Below are 22,130 nucleotides of genomic sequence, written 5' to 3'. Positions count from 1 at the left end.
CAACCCTTGCCCGGCGTCGAACCGGGAAGCATTGCATATGCAATGGCGTGCCGTCGCCGTAATTGCCTCCTTGGGAATTGGGCCCGACGATGCCGATCAATCTCGCTTTGTGTACAGCAGTTCCGGTCCAGCGACATCGTGATTGCGCGCGATTGCCCACCTGTTGCTGGGCCACCACGATAACCGGGTGTGGCAAGCGGGGGGAGCGGCACGACGACTGCAGAAGCTTGCGACCGTTGCGCCACCAGGCAACACCGGAGGAAGTCGACTATCGCAATGATCGCGGGCTGGATCGTGCCCTGTTCATGAAGCTCGTTGCCGGTGACTGGATCGCCGAAACCAAGAAGTATCGCCTCAGTGTGAAGTTCGTCGCGATTGCCGACAGCATCCGGCCCCGGATATCGTTGATCGATGTCGCCAAGCCCCATCTAGCGACACTGGCAAGACGGTTTGCGGAGACAGTGAACCTCGGCACGTTGGCGGGCGGCTCGGTCATTTATGCCGACTCGATCCCATCGCCTGAAACGTTCCGGATCGAATTGAAAGCCGGCACGCCGCTGCCGGCGCACAATACAGGCATAGGCAAGGCGATACTCGCTTTCCGCCCGACCTGGGAGCTCGAGAAATATCTGGAAGAGGCAACCTTCGAGATCCTGACCCGGAAATCGACACCAAACGCTGGCGTGTTCCACGAACAAATCGCCGAGATCCGGGCGCGAGGCTATGCCGTCGACGATGGCGAAATCCTTGAGGAAGCCTGCTGCGCAAGCGCTCCCGTGCTCGATCCCGACGGCATTGCCATTGCAGCTGTCTCGATCACCGCACCGCGCTCGATTTTCTACCGAATATTCGATGACGCGACGGCTGCCGTCGTGCACGCGGCGTCCATGGTCAGCGCCGACACCATCACAGCGTCGGGCCGAGCCGCAGCCTGACCCATGGGAAGCAATGAGCCGAGGCAGATGTATGTGATCGCCTGTCACGCCAAGGGCTTTCATTGGCGATAGCGTCTCTGGCATGCCAACGGTCCCTTGCTACCGAATTTTAGGGAGCGAGGCTTCGCAGGATCAGGCTGAGCGTCTCGTTTGTACAGCGCGGCACGTCGTCAAGATTATACTGCAGCATGAGCGGACTGACGAAGGGCTGCAAGGCGCGCACAATCGCCCGGCAGGTTTCATCGAGAGGAGTCTTGCACTCGAACTCGTTCGCTTCGCGGCCTTCGACGATGATCCCGGCCAGTATATCCTTTATCCGAGCGATATATTCCTGCGACGGGGGCCATTTCGCGATCGCTGAATGCACAGCGATATCGTAGAGCTTGCGATCAGCGAAGAAGAATTCGGCGCTGAGAGATGTCAGCTTCTCCACCATCCGCCGCAGCTTTTCCGTAGCCGACTTGCCGTCGGCTGCGGCCGCTTCCACCTCCGCAAGAATACCGGCCAGCGAACGGGCGCAGATCGCCTCACCGATCGCCTGCTTGGAGTCGAAGAATTTATAGATATAAGCCTTTGAATAGCCGATGTTCCTGGCCAGGTCCGAGACCGTCGTCTTTCCATAGCCATAGTGACTGAAATGCTGTTGTGCCGCGAGAATGATCTGGTCGCGTATGACATGGTCCGATGGACCGCGCTGCCCCGCGGGCGTTTGAGACGAGAGGCTGGTCATGCTGCTCCTATGATAGTGAGCCGCTGCGCAGCGCGCGACCATCATGGGTACGCGATAGCCAGATTGCGCGATGCGATTTGTCGTGGCGCAGCCCTGCGCAACCTCGGTCCCTGCACCGACGCCCGCCTGCGTTGCATGAGTGGCGGGAGCTAATCAGAGACCGAAGATTGCGGAACCAGCTCATGGATCGCTGCCTCAAGCGCTCAAAAGGTTTCGCTCCAGGGTCTGAGGTCGAGCTCCTGAGACCAGGCGCTGCGATGCTGATGGTGTAGCGCCCAATATGCCTCGGCAATGGCATCGATGTTCAGGAGACCGTCTGGTCCACGCTGTTCGGCAAGGTCGGGAAGTCGCGAGAGAAGCCGCTCGCCCGCGATGCCGCCATCGATCACGACATGAGCGACATGGACGCCCAGAGAGCCGAACTCCCGAGCGAGCGACTGGGAAAGGTTCCGCAGAGCGCCCTTGGCAGCGGCGAAGGGCGCGAACTTCGCCTTTCCGCGCAGACTGCCGCTCGCGCCGGTGAAGAACAAGCTGGCGCCGTGAACAAACGGCAGGCTCGGGTCCTGACGAGCGAGCAGCGCCGGCAAAGCCGCGCGCGCCAGATGATAGGCGCCAAGTGCATGTTCGCGCCAATGCATCTCGAAATCCCCTTCCGGTATTTCGAGAAAGGGCGAGGGACGATTACTGCCTGCGTTATGGACGGCGATCGCCAGCGGTGCCAGCTTCTCGGCCTCTGCGACGAAGCGCTTCACATCCTCGAGCTGTGATACGTCGCCGGGAACGGCTCGGACGTGGACACCCGCCCCTTTGAGCGCATCACTGGTCGCCAGCAGTTTTTCGCTATTCCGACCCGCGATCACGACGGGATAGCCCTCACGTCCAAATCGGCGCGCGATCGCCGCGCCGACACCGTTGATCGACCCGACGCCCGCTACGACGATACTTCCTTCCAGCGCCGTGGAACCGTGCTCCGAACTGACTGCCATATCATGTCCTTTCTGCGCTCATTTGACCCGAGGCGTCTCGCGCATACTGCCCATCGCTATGGCCGCCGGATCTGGGGCTTTCCCTCAGCGTACCGCCGCGGTGCGCCGTCTGCCGATGCGCCCTTGCAGAGAGGTATTCTCGTTCGGCAAGGCGCGCTCTTTGCCAGCCGGGGAGCATCCGGCGGGGACGCTGGCCCGGAATACCGGCACTGACGCATTTGTCGCGTTTCGTAGCCGATTACAGCGCTTCGAGCGCGAGCGCGATGCCCTGGCCGCCACCGATGCAGAGCGTGACGATCCCTTTGGAAAGTCCGTCCCGCTTCATCGAATAGAGAAGCCGGGTGGTGAGGATCGCGCCGGTAGCGCCGATCGGATGACCATGCGCGACGGCGCCTCCTTCGACGTTCACGACATCCTCCGGCAGGCCAAGCTCCCGAATGACCGCCAGAGGAACGGCAGCGAAAGCCTCGTTGATCTCGATCCGCTCGACATCACCCAGCGCCCAGCCTGCCCTGTCGAGCGCCTTGCGGATAGCCGGAACGGGACCAAGGCCGAAGAAGCCCGGCTCGACCGCCGCGACACCATAGCCGGCAAGACGGGCCATGGGCTCCAGGCCTTTCGCATCGGCAAAGCCACGCTCGGCGACGATCAGCGCAGCGGCGGCGCTGTTGAGCCCCGGCGCGTTGCCGGCGGTGATGGAGCCGTCCTGGCGAAAGGCGGGCTTCAGCCGCGCCAGCGTCTCGACCGTCGTCTCGGGACGCGGAGCTTCATCGACAACGAAGCTTTCCGTCCCCTTGCGCCCCTTGATCTCCACCGCGACGATCTCGTCGGTAAAGCGCCCTGCATCACGCGCAGCAGCGAAGCGCTGCTGCGAGCGAGCAGCGAAGGCATCCTGCTGCTCACGCGTGATCTGGAGCTTCGTGACGAGGTCTTCGGTGTGCCAGCCCGAATGCTCGCCAGAGAACGCATCGTTGAGCCCGTCGGTCAGCATGGCGTCGAGGATCTGGGCCGGACCCATGCGATAGCCCCAGCGCCCGCCGTCCAGCAGATAGGGCGCGCGATCCATATTCTCCATGCCGCCGGCAATGGCGGCATCGCTGTCGCCGGCGGCGATTTCCAGGGCGGCCGAAAGGATCGCCTGCGCGCCCGAGCCGCAGACACGGTTGACGGTGAGGGCAGGCACGGACACAGGAAGGCCGCCGCCGATGGCGGCCTGCCGCGCGGGATTCATCCGGTTGCCGGCCTGGACGACATTACCCATGACAACTGTGCCGATGTCGTCGCCCGCAAGTCCGGCGCGTCGCAGCGTTTCCCGCACGACGATGGATCCAAGTTCCGTCGCGGGCACGCCTTTCAGCGTGCCGTTATAGCCCCCGATCGCCGTGCGGACCGGATAGGCGAGGACGATGTCGCGAGTGCTCATAAGTATCTCCCGATGTGAGGAATGTCATGGGTAGGACGCTCAGGCGATGGCCTTCGCGCTTTCTCCGGACGCCCAGGCCGCCGGCTCTCTTGCCGGCGCGGACGGATCGAGAGAGCTGACGCTGTCGAGCCGGCCGAGCTGGTCCGCCGACAATTCCACTGCGATCGCCCCGATGTTGCTGGAGAATTGGTCAAGCGAACGCGGACCGATCATCGGAACCGCGCCGTGGGTACCGGCCCAGGCGATGGCGACCTGGTCCGCGCTGACGCCGAGCTCGCCCGCAATCGCGAGCACGGTATCGAGAATCCTGGTGCGCTGTTCCGAATTTTCCGGCTGGAACACCCTGCCGCCCATGCCTTCGGCACGTCCCTTCTCGCCGTGACGGTATTTGCCGGTGAGCATGCCGCCGCCGAGCGGCGACCACGTCACGGCACCGAGCCCGAGCGCTTCGACCGCGGCAAACAGGTCAGCTTCGGGCTGACGGTGGACCAGGCTGTGTTCGAATTGCGCCGCTGCGATCGGAACGGCGTGGGTCAGTTCCGCGAGCGTAACGGCGCGGGCAAGCCTCCAGGCCGGAAAGTTGGAAAGACCCGCATAGAGGATCTTGCCCGCACGGGCGAGATCCTCGAAGCCCCGGACGATCTCCTCGGCGGGGGTCACGCCATCGGGATGATGGACCCAGTAGATGTCGATCCGGTCCGTCTTGAGACGCTTGAGGCTGCCCTCAACCGAATCGACCAGCGCCTTGCGGCTGTTGCCGGTGACGAGCCGGTCAGCATTGGGCACGGCCCCGTTGGTGAATTTGGTGGCGAGGACGAAATTTTCCCGGCGGCCGGCCAGCAGGGTGCCGAGGATCTCCTCGGATTGGCCAAACTGGTAGATATCGGCCGTGTCGATGAAATTGCCGCCCGCCTCGGCATAGGCATCGAACACCGCCTGGCTCGTCTCCGGATCGGCCCCGTGACCCCAGCCCGTCCCGAAGGTGCCGGTCCCAAGCGCGATTTGCGACACCCGCAGGCCGGTCTTGCCAAATACAGTATATTTCATCCGAAATTCCTCGTCTTGGTGTTTACTTGGCCTCGCCCTGATCGCTCAGGAATATCGAAACGTGCCGCGCGAACAGATCGGGATATTGAAACAGAAACCCATGCCCCGAATCCGGGTACAGAATCAGTTGAGCGTCGGGGAGAAGCTGAAAGAGGCGGAAGGAGTTCGCCGTCGCGATCATGATGTCATCGCTGCCGTTGGCAATGAGAACAGGGGATTTCACTCTTCCGAGTTTATCCGGTCCATCAGTCTTGTTGCTCCAATATGACGCCGACGCCTTCGCTTGCGCGGCCATGGTTTGCGCGGTGGAAGCCGGTTCCGGATCGATATCGCGATGACCCCGGCGTTCGAGGAACGCCCTCCCCGCAGCCTGGCTCGTCGGCGTCTGCTGAAAGAACAGGTAGAGGAAGTCGGTCAGTTCCACCGGCGTCTTGGTCGCCACCTGAGAGATTCTTGGATCGCGGTCGCGGATCCCATCCGACCCTTGCGGTCCCGTCCCCGCCAGAATCGCCCGCCTTACCATCGCGGGATGCCTGAACATCAACTCCTGGGCGACCGTGCCACCGATCGAGAACCCGCGGACATCGACCTTTGCATAGCCCAGCGCCGTGATGAAATCAGCGGCATCGTCCGCCATTGTCATGATGCTGTCGGGCGTCGCCCCGCCAGAACTGCTCACGCCTTTGTTGTCGAACGCGATGACCGTTCTCGCGCACGCGAGATTGTTCAGAAGCCGAGGATCCCAATTGTCCATCGAGGCGCGGAAGTGCGCGAACAACACCAGCGGTACTAAACTATCTCGTCCGAAACGACGATAGGCGTAGCGCGTCCCCTTCACCTCGACAAACTGGGTCCGGACCTCCTCGTAGCTTGCTGGTGACAGGGATAGCGGGGTTTGCGCCAGCGCATTGGACGCCCAGACGCCGGCAAACATCAGCGTGACGAGGAATTTGAGACTCCTGTTCGGGGCTATCACGGTCGATTCTCCCTCAGACGCGATCCAGCAGACGTCATGCCGCACCGATCGCGAGAACATGCTGACGTTCGCGCACCATCACGATCGCCATCGCGGCGAGCAAACAGAGAAGTCCGCCCACAAAAAAGGCGGGCAAGTAGCTTTGGTAGGCGCTGCGCGTGTAGCCCGCTGCGTAGGCGGCGAGAGCAGCGCCAAGCTGGTGGCCGGTGTAGACCCAGCCAAACACCAGATTCGACTGCTCGCCAAAGCGATCCGCGATGAGCTTCACTGTCGGCGGCACGGTCGCGACCCAATCCAGGCCATAGAAAATCGCGAAGATGCCGAGCTCATAAAAGGAGAAATTGCTGAACGGCAGATATGCCAGCGAAAGGCCCCGAAGCCCGTAATACCAGAACAGGAGCCAGCGGCTGTCGAAGCGGTCGGAGAGCCAGCCCGAACCAATCGTACCGACAAGGTCGAAAATGCCGATCATGGCGAGCATGCCCGCCGCCATCACGGGTACGATACCGAAATCGCCGCACATGGCGACGAAATGAGTCTGTACGAGGCCGTTCGTGCTGGCGCCGCAGACAAAGAACGTGCCGAACAACACCCAAAAGGTCGCCGATCGCGCCGCGTCTTTCAGCGCAAGCAGGGGCGACATCAGCATGGCCCGAAAACTGGTTGGCTCCAGACCTTCTGCCTCCACTTGCACCGCGCCATAAGGGGTCAGGCCGACATCGGCCGGCGTGTCGCGCATCAACGCCAGAACCGTCCCCACTGCCGCCAACAGCAGGACGAGGAGGAATGCGAGTGCGTAACGCCAGCCGATATGCGCCGTCAGGCTCGCAAGCACCGGCAGAAACAGCAGCTGGCCCGTCGCCGCACTTGCCGAAAGCAATCCCAGTATGAGCCCTCGTCGTGTCGCGAACCAGCGCGATGCCACGGTCGCGCCAAACACCATGGCCGTCAGGCCTGTCCCAAGCCCGATAATCACGCCCCAGAGCAGCAGCAGATGCCATAGCTTGGTCATGATCAGGGAGCCGACTATACCGAGCCCGATCAGCATGAGCGACGTCACGGTGACGCGGCGGAGCCCAAAGCGATTCATGAAGGCGGCCGCAAACGGACCTACGAGGCCAAAGAGCATGAACCTTGCCGCAAAGGCAGTTGAAATATCCGCAGCGCTCCAGCCGAACTCAGCCTGGAGCGGGCCGATCAGCACACCCGGCGCGCCGATCGCGCCCGCGGTGACGATCATCGTGAGAAAGGTCACCGACGCAATAACCCACGCATAGTGGATCTTCCTACCAGCCAGAGACGCGGCGAGACCGAAGGGACGTGAGGATGACGCGACCGTCATTCCGCACATCGACCAATGCACCGGCCGGTCGGGCGACCGTCAGATCGAATTGAGAAGATCATCGAACGCGCTCACCTTATCTGCGCCAAGACGCGCTTCTATTGCTTGCTGACAGGCATCCCAGCGAGACCGCGCCGACACGAGCACCTCGGCCCCGCGTCGCGACAAGCTGACGGCCGCCTCTCGGTGATCACCGTCCCCTCGCCCAACCTCGACCAGCTCTGCGCGCTCAAGCACCCGCACGTTCCGACCGATGGTAGAGCGTTCAAGTTCTGCAGCCCGCCCGAGTTCGGTAAGGCTCACCGGCTGCCGGCGCTGAATGACGCTCATCAGCGAATATTGCGCAACGTTAATCCCGTCAGGTTCCAGCGCTTCGTCATAGACAGAACCAATCCGCCGGGCAGCGGCGCGCAAACGGGCACAATAGCAGTTGCTCATGACACGCGGGTATATACCCGCGTTTGACAATTGTCGACCCAAATGCCCGGAAGTGGTGTTATCGCTATGCTGTCGTGGCAAGACCCGGCGCCGCACCAACGAGCGAGGCCATACCGATTTGCCCGAGGCTTCCGTGCAGCGGGAATCGAGCAGCCGACACGTGCTCGACGAGCCCAGCGCGGCGGGATGTGAGGAAAAGCCAACGGGTAAATGCCGGACGACCATGCCCCTTGGGGATAATCCACCGACGTCGACTTTGGCGAAACCCGGCAGCTGAAAATGCCTGTCGAAGCAGCGCGCCGAGTCCACGGCGCGCGACAGTGGAGAGCCGTCGTCGGCCCGTCCGGTCCGACGACGGCGCGCCTCCATCAGCCGCCGATCCTGGGATAGTCGGTATAACCGGCCGAACCGCCCCCATAAAGCGTGGCGGGGTCAAGAGTAGCGAGCGGGGCGCCGGTCTTCAGCCGCTCGACCAGGTCGGGATTGGCGATGAAGGGGCGTCCGAAAGCGAACAGATCTGCCTTGTCGTCGGAAAGGGCAGAGGTCGCCAGAGCGAGATCGTAGCCATTGTTGGCGATATAGCTGTTCGAGAACTTGGCGCGCAGCGCTCCAAAATCGAACGGCGCGACATCGCGCGGCCCGGCCGTCGCGCCTTCCACGACATGGATAAAGGCGATGCCGCGTTCGCTCAGCTTTTCGACAATATAGTCGAACTGCGGCTGCGGATCGGAACTTGATATGCCGTTAGCCGGCGAAACCGGCGAAATCCGGATACCAGTGCGATCAGCGCCGATTTCCTCGGCAACGGCCGCCGTTACCTCAAGCATCAGCCGCGCGCGGTTCTCGATCGACCCGCCGTAAGTGTCGGTGCGCACATTCGCGCCATCCTTGGCGAACTGATCGAGGAGATAGCCATTCGCACCGTGCACTTCGACGCCGTCAAACCCGGCCGCGATCGCATTCGCGGCGGCGCGGCGGAAATCCGCGATGATGCCCGGGATCTCGTCAAGCTCGAGCGCGCGCGGTTCCGAAACGTCCACGAACCCGTTGTTCACAAACGTCTTGGTTTCGGCCCGTATCGCGGACGGCGCCACTGGCGCACGCGCGTCCGGCTGCAAGTCGACATGGCTGATGCGGCCGACGTGCCAAAGCTGGACGAAGATATGGCCGCCCGCTGCGTGCACGGCGTCCGTCACCTTGCGCCAACCGTCGATCTGCGCCTGACTATAGATGCCCGGGGTGTCCTGGTAGCCTTGCCCCTGCTGGGAGATCTGCGTCGCTTCGGAGATGATCAGCCCCGCCGATGCGCGTTGCGAATAATAATCCGCCGCAAGCTGTCCCGGCACAAAACCGGGACCTGCCCTATTGCGAGTCAAGGGAGCCATAACGATCCGGTTGGAGAGCGAGATGCCGCCGAGCTCGTAGGGCTCGAAGATGGTCTTTTCCGTCATTACTTCTGATGCCTTTCTGTTCGTGTTCCGTAGCCATCCGTGTGCCCGTAGCGCAAAGATGATCCTCGTCATCATTCGTTATATGATAGTCATCATGAAAGTTGTCAAACATGGAACAAGCTACCTGGACCGGCCCACGGCAATGGGCCGGCGCCGGACCGCAAAGCCCAAGGCCCGGGCCAGGGTCCGCGCAATCGCTCCGGCACATTACGAACGCTCGCTCCCCTTGCGGCCTGACCACACAGGGGAGTCCGTTCATCTCGCTCGTTGCCGCGCTCAGGATCGCTCCACATCCACGATAACGGCAGGCACTTCAGGCCATCACATTACACCGGGCTCACTCGTCCCTTGGGCGGGTATGACGCGCCATCACCCGGCGACGGCGCGCCCTCTCTCAGCGCGTCTTCACCGACAAGGCGACGTCGATGTTGCCTTTCACGGCATTCGAATAGGGACAGACTTTATGGGCCTCGGCGACGATTTCCTCGGCACTCGTCTGATCGACGCCGGCAATCGTGATCTCGAGCGCGACCGCCAGGGCAAAGCCGCCGCTATCCGTCGGCAGAAGGCTCACAGTGGAGGAAACTTCGACGTCATTGTCGCGGATTTTCTTTTCCAGCTTCCGAGTGACGTGGATGACTGCATTACCAAAACAGGCCGCATAGCCGGCGCCGAAGAGTTGCTCGGGATTGGTCGCCCCGCCCTTCCCGCCCAGCCCCGTTGGCATTGCCAGTTGCAGTTCGAGAAGGCCGTCGTCGCTCCGAACCGTCCCGTTGCGGCCGCCGACGGCGATCGACTTCGTGGAATAAAGAGCGTTCATATTGGTTCTCCATCAAAGGACTCGGCATCAATATATTGTGTCGCCCGAGGGCGTCGGGATGGCGTCATCTGCCGCCGGGATCGTTCATCCCGCAGTTAGTCGCTTACCAAGCGAACCGTGCAGGATGGCCGTCAGTCGCCCTTACGCATCGAGGAAGGCGAGTGCCTTTCCGACAAATGCGTCGTGATATTGGAAGATGCCCCCGTGCCCGGCATCGTCATACAGCACCAGTTCGGCAGCTGGCAGTCTGGCAGCGAGGCCGACCGAATTGGGCGTGGGCACCATGATATCGTGATCGCCATTCGCGACCAGGACCGGTTGACGGACCACGCCCAGATCTTGAGGCGTTTGCTTGCCCCAGGCCTTGATGGCCGTGAGTTGGCGACGGAACGCCGCCATCGAGACGGATTTGTCCCTATCGGTCTTGCGCTCCTTCAACCGCGCCAGAAAGGCCGTCGCGGCGCGGCGGCCATTGGCGGTACTCGTGAAAAAGAGATAGGTTTTTGGGTCGCGCAGCGTCAGAAGTGCTTTGACGATCAGCGGCCAGGATACGGCCCCGACCCGGTCGATGCCCTCACCTCCCGCCGGCCCCGTGCCCGCCAGGATGGCCTTCCGGACAAGGTCTGGCACCTTCAAGAGAATGTCCTGCGTCACGAAACCGCCAAGCGAGAAGCCGACAAGGTCGATCTGCTCGAGGCCCAGCGCGCGGATCACGGCAATCATGTCCCGGGCCATTTCGTCAACGGTGAGCGGTGCGTCGCCGCCTGAGGCGCCGACACCTCTATAGTCGAGCGCATAGACGGGCCGCGATGCCGCGAGCCCATCGACAATGCGCGGATCGAAATTATCAAGCGTTGCGCCCCAGTGGTTCAGCAGGACGACTGGGACGCCGGTAGGCGCGCCAAGCCGCCGGTACGCAAACGTCGTTCCAGCAGCGTGGATGCCGAGGTTCGGGGCGTTTATCCATTGGCGATCGATGCTACCCACAGGTGTCAACATGGTCATTCTCTTTTCCTAGGCGCAGACAAACCGGCGGGTCAGCGAAGCGTCACCACAACCTTGCCCTTGGCGCGCCCTGTTTCGATATACGCCAGCGCTTCGTTCGTCTCGTCGAACGGGAACACGCGATCCACGACGGGCCGGATCACGCCCGCTTCGATCAGCGCCGTAATCTGGCTGAGCTGCGAACCATTCGCGCGCATGAAGAGGAAGGAATAGGTGACGCGCCGAGCCTTTGCTTTCCTGCGGATCTTGAAGCTCAACAGCCGGAGCACGAGCCGTAGGATGGCGTTCAGTCCCTGCTCTCGCGCGAATTCAGGATCAGGCGGCCCGGATATCGAGACCAGCTTGCCGCCCGGCTTGAGGACCGCGAGCGACTTTTCGAGCGTGTCGGAGCCCAGGCTGTTCAGCACGACGTCGTAACCCGACAGGACCTTTTCGAAATCCTGCCGCTTGTAATCGACCACGACATCGGCGCCGAGATTCTTGACCAGGTCGAGGTTCGAGGTGCCGGCCGTGGTCGCGACAGTCGCTCCCAAGTGCCGGGCCAGCTGGATGGCGAAGGTGCCCACGCCGCCCGAACCCGCGTGGATGAGGATCTTCTGCCCTTTGCGCAGCTTGACCCTGTCGCTCAGAACCTGCCAGGCGGTCAGGCCGACGAGCGGGATCGAGGCCGCCTCCGCCATGGAGAGATTCTTGGGCTTGAGCGCCAGGTCCGCTTCGTTGACGGCGATATATTCGGCCAAGGTACCGACTCGTCCGTCCCGTGGCCTTGCATAAACTTCGTCGCCCGGTTTGAAGCTTTTCACGCGCACGCCGACCTTGACGACGACGCCGGCTAGGTCGTGCCCAAGGATGAAGGGCGGCCGGTAGGCAAGGATCGGTTTGAACTCGCCGTCGCGGATTTTGACATCGAGCATGTTGAGACCAGCCGCGTGGATTTCGACGAGGACATCATCGTCGAGCAGCGCGGGCTCGGGCGCCTCGCCCATCCGCAGAGCACTCTTTTTCTTGTATCGGTCGAGGATGAACGCTTTCATGATCTGCTTGTCGCTTTCCCTCTTGCCAGACCCAGCCTGGGCAATGACGTTTGGTTACGAATTGACATCGACAACGGTGCGGCCCTGCACCTGTCCCGCAAGGATTTGCGGAGCAATCTCCGGCACGTCGGTCAGGCCAACGACCTTGGTCGTCCGCGCGAGTTTCGCGAGGTCGAGATCACGCGCCAGACGAGACCAGGCCTCGAGTCGAACTGCCTGGGGCGCGTTGACGGAATCGATGCCGGCGAGCGTGACGTTGCGCAGGATGAACGGTAGGACGGTCGCAGGAAGGTCGAGCCCCTGGGCAAGGCCGCAGGCGGTCACCACGCCACGGTACTGAGTCTGGGCCAGCACGTTCGCCAGCGTGTGACTGCCAACCGAATCCACAGCCCCCGCCCAACGCTCGACTGCAATCGGCTTCCCCGGCCCTGACAGCGTCGCGCGGTCGATAACCTCGGCGGCGCCCAGCTCGCGCAGATAATCGGACTGATCAAGGCGGCCCGTCGATGCAACGACGCGGTAGCCGAGGTCGGACAGCAGAGCGATCGCGATCGAGCCGACGCCCCCATTGGCGCCTGTGACCACGATATCACCTCGATCGGGTGTGACCCCGCCATGCTCGAGCGCCAGAACGCACAGCATGGCCGTATAGCCTGCAGTGCCAATGGCCATGGCGTCTTTCGTCGAGAACACATCCGGAAGCTTGACGAGCCAGTCACCGCTCAACCGCGCTTTCTGGGTGTAGCCGCCATGATGGGTCTGGCCCAGGCCCCAGCTGTTGGCAACGACACGATCGCCCACCTCGATACCAGGATAGGACGACGCCTCGACGGTTCCGGACAGGTCGACGCCGGGAATCAGCGGAAAGACCTGGATGATCGGCGACCTTCCGGTAAGTGCCATCCCATCCTTGTAGTTCACGGTCGAATAGTCGACGGCGACCGTAACGTCGCCCGCCATGAGATCATCGTCCTCCAGCGTGACGAGGCTGGTTGCGAGTGTTTCACCTTGCTTGGTGGTCAATAGTGCTTTGAAACTCATCGGTTTCTTCTCCAGGTCAGCAATTAAGGCGATTAAAGCGCACGTTACGCTGCGCTCCGATATCGCTCGGCGGCATGCTCCTGTTGGACGCTCGGCAGCAAGGCATGCCGCGCCGCCTGATACGTCTCCCATTGCCCCGCATCCGGCAGCGGCGGGATCGTCACCGGCTCGCGGCGGTCAAAGCCCACCAGCGCGGCATCGACCAGTTCGCCGACCTCCATGACCCCGGTCAACGAGTTCACATCAACCCCGGAATGGCCCCAGATCTCGGTCCTGGTAGCGGCCGGAAGCACGGCCTGGACGTAGACGCCCTTCGGCCCAAGCTCGAGGGCCAGCCCCTGGGACAGAAACGTTACGAACGCCTTCGTCGCGCCATAAACCGACATGCCCAGTTCAGGCGCCAGCCCGACCACCGAAGAGATATTGACGATCGCGCCCTTTCCCGCTCCGGCAAAACGTGGCGCGACGGCACTGGCCAGGCGGACCACGGCCGTGGTATTCAAGGCGACCAGTCGGTCGACATCGTCAATATTTTGCTCGACAAAGCTCCCGGGAATATTCCCGCCGGCATTGTTGATGAGGATGTCGATCCGGCGATCCTCGCGCAGGCGCGCTTCGACAGCGGCAAGATCAACCGGCTCAGTGAGGCCGGCCCGCAGGATGTCGACCGTAACGCCCGTCTCCGTGCGAAGCCGCGTGGCGACCTCGTCCAATCGCTTTTCGTTTCGGGCGACGAGAACGAGATCATGGCCGCGGCGCGCGAAACGATCTGCATAGGTTGCCCCGATCCCTGTTGAGGCACCGGTGATGAGCACTGCTGACTTGTTGGACATAATGCGGATCTCGCTCCCTCGAAAAATCGAATTATTTATGACGGTCGTCATCATTGACAGTAGATATGATGCTTGTCATCAAAATATCAACGAGCCGGTCGATTTTCCTTGCCGCAAGAGCGCAAGCCGGATCGGGATCCATTCCAGCGAGCCCGAATTGGCGGCAGAGCTTGCGACCCTAAACCCCGATGCCCGACCGCGCGTCCCGTTCGAAACCTCGGTGCGGCACCTCGAAGACTGTCATAGCCGCCAGCGTTGCCGATTAGCCGCCCCCCCGGTGCGAGATCCGAATGACGCGGTGGGCTCCCACCGGCAATGCCATTGCGCTTATTGCGGCAACAACCTAAATACATGACCATTGTCATGATTGAATCGCCGGTGCGGTAGCCTTCATGTCTACGGTGTGCGGAGGCATTTGAGATGAGAGTCAGTCGCGAGCAGATGGCGGAGAACCGCGGTCGCATCCTGGAGGCAGCTGGCCACTTGTTTCGTGAGAAGGGCTTCGAGGCTGTCACCGTCGCAGAGGTCATGAAGGCGGCGGGACTGACCCATGGCGGCTTCTACGGCCACTTCACATCGAAGGACGATCTGATTGCCCAGGCACTGGGCCGTTCGTTGGAAATCGGCGTCGAAGGCGAGGTCGGTCTCGAGGCTTACATCGACAGCTATCTCGCGCCGCAGCATCGCGACAATCCCGGCACCGGCTGTACCACGGCCGGGCTTGCCGCAGAAACGCGGCATCAAAGCGAAATGGTGCGGAGTACGATGACCACGGGTTTCCGGACGCAAATCGATCGCTTGAGCCAGGCTTGTGCCGGTGAGACCGAAGCTGACCGGCGTCGTGCGGCGATCGGCACATGGGCGACGATGGTCGGAGCCGTGATTCTCGCGCGGGCCATCGATGATCCGGCGCTGTCGGACGAAGTGCTTCAGCAAAGCCGCGCGTGGATCGCGACGCACGCCAGCCCGCAGTCTGCGGTCCATTAAGGAGGGCTGCATGCCAGACAGACAGCGAACAAACGGATGATGTTTGAAGGATTCGACGACCAAAGGATCATTTTGTCCTCGGGGCTGGCGTTGCGAGTCCGAACCGGTGGAGAGGGTCCGCCCGTCATGCTGCTGCATGGCTATCCGCAGACGTCCGCCTGCTGGCATGCCATTGCGCCGCAACTGACGGCGGCCGGGTTTACCGTCGTCGCACCCGACCTGCGCGGCTATGGGGAATCCGACAAGCCGCCATCCTCTCCGGATCATTCCACCTATTCAAAACGCGCCATGGCCAACGACATGGTCGAGCTGATGCAGAGGCTGGGCTACGAGCGCTTCCAAGTCGCCGGCCATGACCGCGGCGGCAGGGTCGCGCATCGAATGGCTCTCGATCACCCCCTGGTGGTCGCGCGGCTTGCGGTTCTCGATATCGCGCCCACGGCGACGATGTACGCGAGGACAGACCGGACCTTTGCGACAGGCTATTACCACTGGTTCTTTCTGATCCAGCCCGCGCCATTGCCGGAACGGCTCATCGGCGCCGACCCCGATTTCTACCTGCGCACCAAGCTCGATGCGTGGGGCAAAAGCGGCTTGTCGGTGTTCTCACCCGAAGCGATCGACGAATATTGCACGGCCTTCCGGGATCCCGCGTGCGTTTCTGCGACCTGCGAAGACTATAGGGCGGCCGCAAGCATTGATCTGGACCATGACGAGGCGGATGCCGCGCGGCGCATCGACGCGCCCCTCCTCGTTCTGTGGGGTGCGAAAGGATTGGTCGGAAAGCTCTACGATGTCGTCGAGACCTGGCGCGAGAAGGCCCTTGCGGTAAGCGGGCGCGCCCTGCCGGTCGGACATTTCCTGCCCGAGGAGGCGCCAGACGAGACCGCGCGCGCGCTCATCTCATTTTTCTCCGGACCGCAGCGCTGAGCAAAAAGAACGGTGATCGGATGTGGAACAGCGACAAATGCACCGCCCTCCGTTTCCCGGACATGACATCCCGCACGTCGCGAGCCGTTCCCCGTGGACGTTCCAAGACAGGTTTCCTGCACCCGGGATTCTTCGCCCCATGATATCGCGCGCCGTACTTTCGCGTTTGCCGATCGCCGATCGTCTTCAGGACGACATGGGCCAGGCGCTGGCAGGCATCCATTCCCTGCTGAGTTTCGTCTTGACGCTGTCCGTTGATGAAGCGGCACGCCATGCCGCCCTGGAGGAGACGCCAGCTGTAGCCTTCCGGATTCCGCATCGGGCGGCATGGCTGCTCGTCGACAGGACATCCGCATCGATCGCAGGAAGCAACAGCCTCCATTTGCCAGAAAAGCCCTATGCCGCCCTTTCGCTCTCGCCGACCATCGTGCGGGCGATCCAGACGAGCCCCTCTTGGGCTAAAGGAAGCGCGCTTGCCGAACGCGCGGTATACGGTCTTCTGGTCAGCGATCGCGCAGCGTTTCAAAAGCTCCTGGCATATGCGCCGCTGATCGAGACCCAGGTCTATGCGTTCGCGGCGCGCCTCGTTGAAATTCTGGACGCGCTTCGCGGGCATTTGCTGACGTCGCCGCAAACCGGCGAGAGGCGGGCGACCCTGACCCAGCATTATTGGCGGTTCGCTGGCATGCTGGGACAGGCGACTCTGGTGGCGACGACACCGGGGGCCCGCCCCTGGCTTGTCGATCTGGCGAAAGCCTTCACTTGGACGACATGGACGCCGAGCTTTCCCTTCGTTCGAGACCGCAATTGCTGGTTAGCTGCGATCGGGGCCCGCGCCGCGGCGGAATTTGGCCCGGCGGTCATCCCCGGATATGCGGACGCGCTCGACAGGTCAGAACATCCGCTGACAGCAGCAGACGCCATGATGGCCCTGGTCGCGATCGCGTTGCAGCATGATGCGGCCCGGGAGGAGGTGATCGGGCTTATCCGCGGGTCGACATCCCACAGGCCAGGGCGCATCGCCCCGGAATTGTGGCCGCTTCTCGCCGAGCAGGCCGAGAATGTTTTTCTCGAGACCGGTCCAGCGACCGTGCCGCACCGCTTCCGTTTGCCGTCCTACCAGGTCGACCCGACAGGCTTCGATCCCCGCGAGGGATATCCGCTTTTTCGTCAGCTCCGTTCGGTTCTAGGCGCATCGATCGCCACCTTTATACCAGGTAGCGGGGCAGCGCCGGTTCTGCCCACCGGCGCCGACGCGGAGGCGATGTTCATACGAGCATGGGGACCGGAACAGAAATTGGAGCGCCCGGAAAATTCTGCGTCCATTCTCCACTGAGTGCGTGACGGTCCCAGGAGATTGAGGTGAAAATGATGGTTTCGACCGACACAATAACTCTCCCGGAACTAGCACATCCCAATGCCGCACCGCCTCTGGACGACACGCGGGATGACCGGAGAATGCTGCGTGTCGCAGCCGCGGTGGTGCGCGATCTTTCCACGCCGCGGGCATCTGTTTACTGGCCTGATCTGCTCATATCGACGGGTGTCGGATATACTGCGCTAGCCGGCGCCATTTCCTTCGATACCGTTTCCCTGGCCCTTGCGAGCGGTCTCGTCGCCATACTTGCGTTATACCGGGCGGCGAGCTTCATTCACGAGCTCAGTCATCTCCGAAAGGGCGCGTTGCCGGGCTTCCGCTTCGCGTGGAATGCTCTCATCGGCATTCCCCTGATGATTCCGTCCTTCCTCTACGAAGGCGTCCACACCCAGCATCACGCACGTACGCGTTACGGAACTGCCGAGGATCCGGAGTATCTGTCGCTGGCATTGATGAAGCCCTGGTCGCTGCCGCTGTTCGTGATGAGCGCCGCACTCGCTCCCCTTGCTCTTATCGTGCGCTTCGGAGTGCTGACCCCGATGGGCGTAGCTATCCCGCCCCTAAGGAAGATCGTGCAGGAGAGATGTTCTGCGCTGTCCATAAATCCAGCCTATCGCCGCTCAGCGCCCCACGGCGCATTCAGGCGACAATGGCAGCTGCAGGAAGCATGTGCTTGTCTTTGGGCACTGATGCTGGCGGCCAGTGTCGTAATGATCGGGACCCGGCCCTTGCTGACCTATCTGGCCGTCCATTCCGGTCTGACGGTCCTTAACCAGCTTCGAACGCTGGTCGCGCACCTTTGGGAAAATGACGGCGAGGTGATGAGCGTGACCGAGCAGTATCTGGACTCGGTCAACGTGCCGCCACCGAACTGGCTTGCGCCAATCTGGGCACCCCTGGGCCTGCGCTACCACGCGCTTCATCATCTCCTGCCGAGCCTGCCTTATCATAGCCTGGGCACGGCGCACCGGCGGATCATGGCTCAAATCGTCGAGCCGTCAGCCTATCGTAAGGCCAACCATTCCGGGATGCTGCCGTTGATCGCCAGGATCGCGCGCGGCACCGCATCGGAGCGCTGATCACCCGGAAACGAAGCCCCAGCGCCACGGTCCATCGCTCGATACTCTTGACGGTCGAAGTCCCTCTGCAAGGGGCGCAGCCATTTGCACCGCGTGATCGGGCTTTCCGTCGTACGTCGACATGCCCAAGGTCCAAACAACGCATAGGTTTTCGGCAGCATCCATGGCCGGCCGGGGCTATTTGGGCTCAGCCGGGAGCCATGGCACCGATTCCGAGGATCGCACCGTGGCGGCATATTCACGCGAAAATCGCGACATTCTGACGCCCTGTCATCAGGGCCTCTCCGTTTGCCGACCAAACCCGCATCGACTGCGTGGAATAGCCGGCGCTGACAGCCTCGGCACAGCTCTCAACCAGATACCAGTCCGCCGCGGTGCCTCCCTTGGGACGTATCGGAAAGTCCATGCTCCACGTGATCGTGCTGATAGGAGCAGGTTCCCTGAAAAGAGCCATGGCGGGCGGCGGCAGCGCGTCACCAAGCGCGACGAGACGCGCCATGTCGGATCCCTCGGTTCGGTCCCTATGGCGCACCCACACCAGGAAATCCGGCGTTCGCGCGCCCGACACCAAAGCCGCGCCCCCGGCGCGCCGTGCCTCGAAATGGCTTGCAAACGCTGGCGTTCCCGGTCCGACGAAGAATGGCTCACAGCTATCGGGGCCCGCAACCTGCGGCGGTCCGTCACATGGATGCTCATAGCTTGAGGCCCGATCCCGTCCGAATACCAGCGTTGCGCGAACTGCCAGATCGTCGCGACCATGGAGATCGACACCCATGACTGTCGTCGCCTTTCCCCGGCGCAGAATGGCGGGACGAACACTCATCTCGCCATAAGTCGGCCCGACAAAGCAAAATTGAGCGGATCGCAGAGGGATCTCCTCGACAAGAGTCCGTTCCGCCGCCGCCACGCTCAGCGCCGCTGACAGGCCGCCATAGGTTGTCCGGCCTTGCAGCCAGTCATCCGGTACGACGACGCTGTATCGCTCTGCATCGAGCGTCATGGACTCCAGAATGTCTGAAAACTGTGTCACCGCCTCTTCCTTGCATGCGCGATCGATGTTCCTACCGAGAGATCAGGCCTGCTCTTCGGTACCGACGAACCCGAGCCTGACCCCGATGATGGTCTGCGGCAACGAGGATCTCTGGCCGAGGGTTTACAAAACCGCTCCCGGCCGGCCAAGTTCGACATCCCGCCCGGGAACCGCGACAAAGGCTGGCCTCTCGCTCAATCGCCAAGCCTCGTGCTAAACCCGGTAAGGTCGGTGAGGTCGCCGCTCAGGACGCGCCAGCGATCCGTGCCAAACGCTGTCAAGATGCGAGCCTGGGCTTGCGCCCAGAGCGCGTTGGCCCGCTCGAAGGCAAGCCGACCGCCGGCTGTTGCGGCGACCACCTTCACGCGGCCGGCGTTCGGGTTGCTGATCTCGATCCAGCCGGCGCGTTTCATAGGGCTCAATGCGCGGTAAAGGGTCGTCCTCTCCATCAGCATCGTTTCCGCAAGCTTGCTGAGAGGCCATCCGTCCGGCCCCCTGTTTTCGATCGAACGCAGAATGGTGAATTGGACCGCAGTCATCCCGCATGGCGCAAGGGTTTGATCACCGAGGCGCGCGAATGCGCGCGACGCCTTGCGGAGCGTCTCGAATACACAGGGAATCCGGTGACTGTCAGGGTCCTCCATCTACTCCAATTCACCGATCTCCGAACGGACCATCTGAGCTGCAAAGCGCCCCCGTTCCTCTTGTGCGGCCAGGCTCCGGTCAAGGAACGAGACGATATAGATCAACGCGAAGGCGAGTGGCATCGTGAACAACGTAGGGTTCTCGTAAGGGAAAAGCGGGGCTTGGAAATGGAAGACGGTGACCCAGACGGTCTTGCTCGCCACGACGAGACCCACCGAGGAAATAAGGCCGATCAAGCCACCCACGACAATCCCTCTCGTCGTCGCGCTCTTCCAGAAGATCGCTGCCAGAAGCATGGGAAAGTTGCAACTGGCCGCCGCTGCTAGCGCAAGCCCGGCCATGAAGGCCACATTCTGGTTTTCGAAGCCGCAGGCCAGTATGACCGCCACTACGCCGATCCCGACCGCCGCGAGACGCGACACCAGCACCTCGCTTTTTTCGCTCGCGGAACCCTTGTGGAAGACCTGACCGTAAAGGTCGTAGCTGATCGCAGAAGCACCGGCGAGGGTGAGGCCGGCGACCACGGCAAGGATCGTTGCGAATGCGACCGCTGAGATCAGGCCGAGCAGCAAAGGGCCGCCCAGCGCACCGGAGAGATGGACCGCGGCCATGTTGGCCCCGCCGATAAGGTCCTTGATCTTGTCATAACTCCCTGCCCCGTCCACATGGAAGAATTGCGGATCGTTCATCAGAACCGCGATAGCGCCGAAGCCCAGCAGCGGGATGATAAGGCAGAAATAGGCGACGCAGCAGCAGGCGAAAAAGACGGATTTACGGGCGCTGGCCGCGTCGCGGACCGTGAAGAAGCGCATGAGGATGTGCGGCAATCCGGCCGTACCGAAAACGAGCGCCAGGCCAAGCGAAATGGCCGAAACGGGCTCTGCAAACAGGTTGCCGGGGGTGAGGATCGCCCGGCCGGTGGGATGCGCTGCGGCAGCGCCGTCGAGCAATTCGCCGATGTTGAAATGGAAGCGATGAAGGATGAGCATCGCCATGAGCGTGCCGCCGACCAGCAGGATCGAAGCCTTCGTGATCTGCACCCAGGTCGTGGCATGCATGCCGCCGACTGCAACGTAGATGGTCATGAGGACGCCGACGCCGGTGACCGCGTAGAAATACGGTATGCCGAACAGCAACTCGATGATCTTGCCGGCGCCGATCATCTGCGAAACGAGATAGAGCGCCACGACGACGAGGGTTCCGATCGCGGCAGCAATTCTGGTCGGCCCGGGGCGAAAACGAAAGGAAACCGCGTCCGAGAACGTGAAGCGCCCCAAATTCCGCAACCGCTCCGACATGACGAAGAGCAGGATCGGCCAGCCCGTCAGAAAGCCGATCGCATAGAGCATGCCGTCAAAGCCATTGGTGTACACCAGCGCGGAGATGCCCAGGAACGCCGCGGCCGACAGAAAGTCACCGGCAATCGCGAGGCCGTTTTGCAGCGGCGTGATGCCGCTCCCCGCCGAATAGAAATCCGAGCGGGATCCCGTCTTGCGAGCCGAGGCGAACGTGATGCCCAATGTGGTAAGGACGATGGCGCAGAACATCAGGATCGCCGGCCAGCTGGTCGAGACGGGCGTAGGGGCCGCCATGGTTCCCTGGGCCAATGCCGGCGTCGCCGCGAGCGAAAGCAGACAGAAGGTGAGCAGCCGCCTCATGGCCTGAATGCCTCACGCAGCGCGACCGAGGCGGGATCGAGAACCCGGTTGGACCAGAAGACATAGACGCTCGTCAGGATGACGACGGCGGCGATGATGAGCACGGCCAGCACCATCACCAGCGGGATATCGCCGATGCGGATCGATGCGATCGCACTCCCCGCCGGTGTCGATGTGAGCAGCACGAAGCCGAAGAACATCAGCAAAGCGATTGCGCTTAACCCAGCGCGTAGCCGGCGCTTTGCGGACAACAGTCTCTTGAACTCGGGATCCGCTATTATGGCGTCGTAAGCAGGCTGAGGCCTCATCATCGCACTCCCGTCGTTCGTGTTCTTTTTCCTGACGTCGTGGTGCACGGTCGC

The 22,130-nt window shown here is 62.3% G+C and carries 22 protein-coding genes; 5 read left to right on the top strand and 17 right to left on the bottom strand.

The genetic code is table 11. The features are described from left to right. The first annotated feature begins 236 nt into the window (after nucleotides 1–236). Complete coding sequence (locus J0A91_RS24140; protein ID WP_169833236.1) at nucleotides 237–935, top strand: IclR family transcriptional regulator; 699 nt, start codon at nucleotides 237–239, stop codon at nucleotides 933–935. Nucleotides 936–1,044: 109 nt separating this feature from the next. Here the strand turns inward: J0A91_RS24140 and J0A91_RS24135 are convergent, their stop codons facing one another. The 13 genes from J0A91_RS24135 to J0A91_RS24075 all read right to left on the bottom strand — a co-directional run bounded on the left by J0A91_RS24135 (nucleotide 1,045) and on the right by J0A91_RS24075 (nucleotide 14,061). Beyond that, the gene (locus J0A91_RS24135) at nucleotides 1,045–1,665 is read right to left on the bottom strand and encodes a TetR/AcrR family transcriptional regulator (protein WP_069207877.1); all 621 of its coding nucleotides are present in this window, start codon (nucleotides 1,663–1,665) and stop codon (nucleotides 1,045–1,047) included. Nucleotides 1,666–1,868: 203 nt separating this feature from the next. Continuing rightward, nucleotides 1,869–2,651 (bottom strand): SDR family NAD(P)-dependent oxidoreductase, encoded by a 783-nt coding sequence (locus J0A91_RS24130; protein WP_069207750.1) that lies wholly within the window; start codon nucleotides 2,649–2,651, stop codon nucleotides 1,869–1,871. Nucleotides 2,652–2,889: 238 nt separating this feature from the next. Further along, nucleotides 2,890–4,074 carry a thiolase family protein gene (locus J0A91_RS24125; RefSeq protein ID WP_069207749.1) on the bottom strand — a complete coding sequence of 395 codons (1,185 nt, stop codon included), beginning with the start codon at nucleotides 4,072–4,074 and terminating at the stop codon, nucleotides 2,890–2,892. Nucleotides 4,075–4,113: 39 nt separating this feature from the next. Beyond that, nucleotides 4,114–5,121 carry an aldo/keto reductase gene (locus tag J0A91_RS24120; protein WP_069207748.1) on the bottom strand — a complete coding sequence of 336 codons (1,008 nt, stop codon included), beginning with the start codon at nucleotides 5,119–5,121 and terminating at the stop codon, nucleotides 4,114–4,116. A 22-nt stretch (nucleotides 5,122–5,143) separates the two neighbouring features. After that, nucleotides 5,144–6,097 (bottom strand): alpha/beta fold hydrolase, encoded by a 954-nt coding sequence (locus J0A91_RS24115; RefSeq protein WP_169833235.1) that lies wholly within the window; start codon nucleotides 6,095–6,097, stop codon nucleotides 5,144–5,146. 34 nt (nucleotides 6,098–6,131) lie between these two features. Next, nucleotides 6,132–7,439, bottom strand: coding sequence for an MFS transporter (locus J0A91_RS24110; protein ID WP_069207747.1), 1,308 nt, complete (start codon nucleotides 7,437–7,439; stop codon nucleotides 6,132–6,134). Nucleotides 7,440–7,478: 39 nt separating this feature from the next. Beyond that, complete coding sequence (locus J0A91_RS25000; protein WP_240502321.1) at nucleotides 7,479–8,246, bottom strand: MarR family winged helix-turn-helix transcriptional regulator; 768 nt, start codon at nucleotides 8,244–8,246, stop codon at nucleotides 7,479–7,481. Next, a complete protein-coding gene (locus J0A91_RS24100; protein WP_069207745.1) occupies nucleotides 8,246–9,328 on the bottom strand; it encodes an alkene reductase in 1,083 nt (360 codons plus the stop codon). The genes J0A91_RS25000 and J0A91_RS24100 overlap by 1 nt, the downstream gene beginning before the upstream one ends. 394 nt (nucleotides 9,329–9,722) lie before the next feature. Next, nucleotides 9,723–10,148 (bottom strand): organic hydroperoxide resistance protein, encoded by a 426-nt coding sequence (locus J0A91_RS24095; RefSeq protein ID WP_069207744.1) that lies wholly within the window; start codon nucleotides 10,146–10,148, stop codon nucleotides 9,723–9,725. Between the two features lie 141 nt (nucleotides 10,149–10,289). Then, on the bottom strand, nucleotides 10,290–11,147 hold the full coding sequence (locus tag J0A91_RS24090) for an alpha/beta fold hydrolase (protein WP_069207875.1): 858 nt from the start codon (nucleotides 11,145–11,147) through the stop codon (nucleotides 10,290–10,292). 38 nt (nucleotides 11,148–11,185) lie between these two features. After that, nucleotides 11,186–12,187: an NADP-dependent oxidoreductase gene (locus tag J0A91_RS24085; protein ID WP_069207743.1), complete on the bottom strand. Its 1,002-nt coding sequence runs from the start codon at nucleotides 12,185–12,187 to the stop codon at nucleotides 11,186–11,188. Between the two features lie 54 nt (nucleotides 12,188–12,241). Then, complete coding sequence (gene acuI / locus J0A91_RS24080; protein ID WP_069207742.1) at nucleotides 12,242–13,228, bottom strand: acrylyl-CoA reductase (NADPH); 987 nt, start codon at nucleotides 13,226–13,228, stop codon at nucleotides 12,242–12,244. Nucleotides 13,229–13,272: 44 nt separating this feature from the next. Continuing rightward, the gene (locus J0A91_RS24075; RefSeq protein WP_069207741.1) at nucleotides 13,273–14,061 is read right to left on the bottom strand and encodes an SDR family NAD(P)-dependent oxidoreductase; all 789 of its coding nucleotides are present in this window, start codon (nucleotides 14,059–14,061) and stop codon (nucleotides 13,273–13,275) included. Between the two features lie 420 nt (nucleotides 14,062–14,481). Between J0A91_RS24075 and J0A91_RS24070 the strand changes: the two genes are divergently transcribed. From J0A91_RS24070 to J0A91_RS24055, 4 genes are all read left to right on the top strand, one after another. Further along, entirely contained in the window at nucleotides 14,482–15,048 is a 567-nt protein-coding gene (locus J0A91_RS24070; protein ID WP_069207740.1) for a TetR/AcrR family transcriptional regulator, read from the top strand. Between the two features lie 39 nt (nucleotides 15,049–15,087). Beyond that, nucleotides 15,088–15,978 carry an alpha/beta fold hydrolase gene (locus tag J0A91_RS24065; RefSeq protein ID WP_069207874.1) on the top strand — a complete coding sequence of 297 codons (891 nt, stop codon included), beginning with the start codon at nucleotides 15,088–15,090 and terminating at the stop codon, nucleotides 15,976–15,978. Between the two features lie 139 nt (nucleotides 15,979–16,117). Next, nucleotides 16,118–17,314, top strand: coding sequence for a hypothetical protein (locus J0A91_RS24060; RefSeq protein ID WP_069207739.1), 1,197 nt, complete (start codon nucleotides 16,118–16,120; stop codon nucleotides 17,312–17,314). Between the two features lie 35 nt (nucleotides 17,315–17,349). Continuing rightward, nucleotides 17,350–18,435, top strand: a complete 1,086-nt coding sequence (locus J0A91_RS24055; protein WP_083225057.1) for a fatty acid desaturase family protein — start codon at nucleotides 17,350–17,352, stop codon at nucleotides 18,433–18,435. 238 nt (nucleotides 18,436–18,673) lie between these two features. Here the strand turns inward: J0A91_RS24055 and J0A91_RS24050 are convergent, their stop codons facing one another. The 4 genes from J0A91_RS24050 to J0A91_RS24035 all read right to left on the bottom strand — a co-directional run bounded on the left by J0A91_RS24050 (nucleotide 18,674) and on the right by J0A91_RS24035 (nucleotide 22,124). Continuing rightward, the gene (locus J0A91_RS24050) at nucleotides 18,674–19,465 is read right to left on the bottom strand and encodes a thioesterase family protein (RefSeq protein WP_150127131.1); all 792 of its coding nucleotides are present in this window, start codon (nucleotides 19,463–19,465) and stop codon (nucleotides 18,674–18,676) included. A gap of 194 nt (nucleotides 19,466–19,659) precedes the next feature. Next, entirely contained in the window at nucleotides 19,660–20,109 is a 450-nt protein-coding gene (locus tag J0A91_RS24045; protein WP_069207738.1) for a MarR family winged helix-turn-helix transcriptional regulator, read from the bottom strand. After that, on the bottom strand, nucleotides 20,110–21,768 hold the full coding sequence (locus tag J0A91_RS24040) for a sodium:solute symporter family transporter (protein WP_069207737.1): 1,659 nt from the start codon (nucleotides 21,766–21,768) through the stop codon (nucleotides 20,110–20,112). Then, nucleotides 21,765–22,124: a DUF485 domain-containing protein gene (locus J0A91_RS24035; RefSeq protein ID WP_083225029.1), complete on the bottom strand. Its 360-nt coding sequence runs from the start codon at nucleotides 22,122–22,124 to the stop codon at nucleotides 21,765–21,767. Before J0A91_RS24035 ends, J0A91_RS24040 begins: the two co-directional genes overlap by 4 nt. Between the last annotated feature and the right edge of the window lie 6 nt (nucleotides 22,125–22,130).

The sequence above is a fragment of the Sphingomonas panacis genome, assembly GCF_001717955.1.
Classification (GTDB): Bacteria; Pseudomonadota; Alphaproteobacteria; order Sphingomonadales; family Sphingomonadaceae; genus Sphingomonas; species Sphingomonas panacis.
The sequence above is the reverse complement of the archived record's forward strand: the minus strand, read 5'-3'. Positions and strand labels throughout refer to the sequence as shown.

Bases quoted from the DNA above. Each gene is read 5' to 3' on its own strand.
- J0A91_RS24135 (WP_069207877.1), bottom strand. From the start codon at position 1,665: ATGACCAGCCTCTCGTCTCAAACGCCCGCGGGGCAGCGCGGTCCATCG.
- J0A91_RS24130 (WP_069207750.1), bottom strand. From the start codon at position 2,651: ATGGCAGTCAGTTCGGAGCACGGTTCCACGGCGCTGGAAGGAAGTATC.
- J0A91_RS24125 (WP_069207749.1), bottom strand. From the start codon at position 4,074: ATGAGCACTCGCGACATCGTCCTCGCCTATCCGGTCCGCACGGCGATC.
- J0A91_RS24120 (WP_069207748.1), bottom strand. From the start codon at position 5,121: ATGAAATATACTGTATTTGGCAAGACCGGCCTGCGGGTGTCGCAAATC.
- J0A91_RS24110 (WP_069207747.1), bottom strand. From the start codon at position 7,439: ATGACGGTCGCGTCATCCTCACGTCCCTTCGGTCTCGCCGCGTCTCTG.
- J0A91_RS25000 (WP_240502321.1), bottom strand. From the start codon at position 8,246: ATGGAGGCGCGCCGTCGTCGGACCGGACGGGCCGACGACGGCTCTCCA.
- J0A91_RS24100 (WP_069207745.1), bottom strand. From the start codon at position 9,328: ATGACGGAAAAGACCATCTTCGAGCCCTACGAGCTCGGCGGCATCTCG.
- J0A91_RS24095 (WP_069207744.1), bottom strand. From the start codon at position 10,148: ATGAACGCTCTTTATTCCACGAAGTCGATCGCCGTCGGCGGCCGCAAC.
- J0A91_RS24090 (WP_069207875.1), bottom strand. From the start codon at position 11,147: ATGTTGACACCTGTGGGTAGCATCGATCGCCAATGGATAAACGCCCCG.
- J0A91_RS24085 (WP_069207743.1), bottom strand. From the start codon at position 12,187: ATGAAAGCGTTCATCCTCGACCGATACAAGAAAAAGAGTGCTCTGCGG.
- acuI (WP_069207742.1), bottom strand. From the start codon at position 13,228: ATGAGTTTCAAAGCACTATTGACCACCAAGCAAGGTGAAACACTCGCA.
- J0A91_RS24075 (WP_069207741.1), bottom strand. From the start codon at position 14,061: ATGTCCAACAAGTCAGCAGTGCTCATCACCGGTGCCTCAACAGGGATC.
- J0A91_RS24070 (WP_069207740.1), top strand. From the start codon at position 14,482: ATGAGAGTCAGTCGCGAGCAGATGGCGGAGAACCGCGGTCGCATCCTG.
- J0A91_RS24065 (WP_069207874.1), top strand. From the start codon at position 15,088: ATGTTTGAAGGATTCGACGACCAAAGGATCATTTTGTCCTCGGGGCTG.
- J0A91_RS24060 (WP_069207739.1), top strand. From the start codon at position 16,118: ATGATATCGCGCGCCGTACTTTCGCGTTTGCCGATCGCCGATCGTCTT.
- J0A91_RS24055 (WP_083225057.1), top strand. From the start codon at position 17,350: ATGGTTTCGACCGACACAATAACTCTCCCGGAACTAGCACATCCCAAT.
- J0A91_RS24045 (WP_069207738.1), bottom strand. From the start codon at position 20,109: ATGGAGGACCCTGACAGTCACCGGATTCCCTGTGTATTCGAGACGCTC.
- J0A91_RS24040 (WP_069207737.1), bottom strand. From the start codon at position 21,768: ATGAGGCGGCTGCTCACCTTCTGTCTGCTTTCGCTCGCGGCGACGCCG.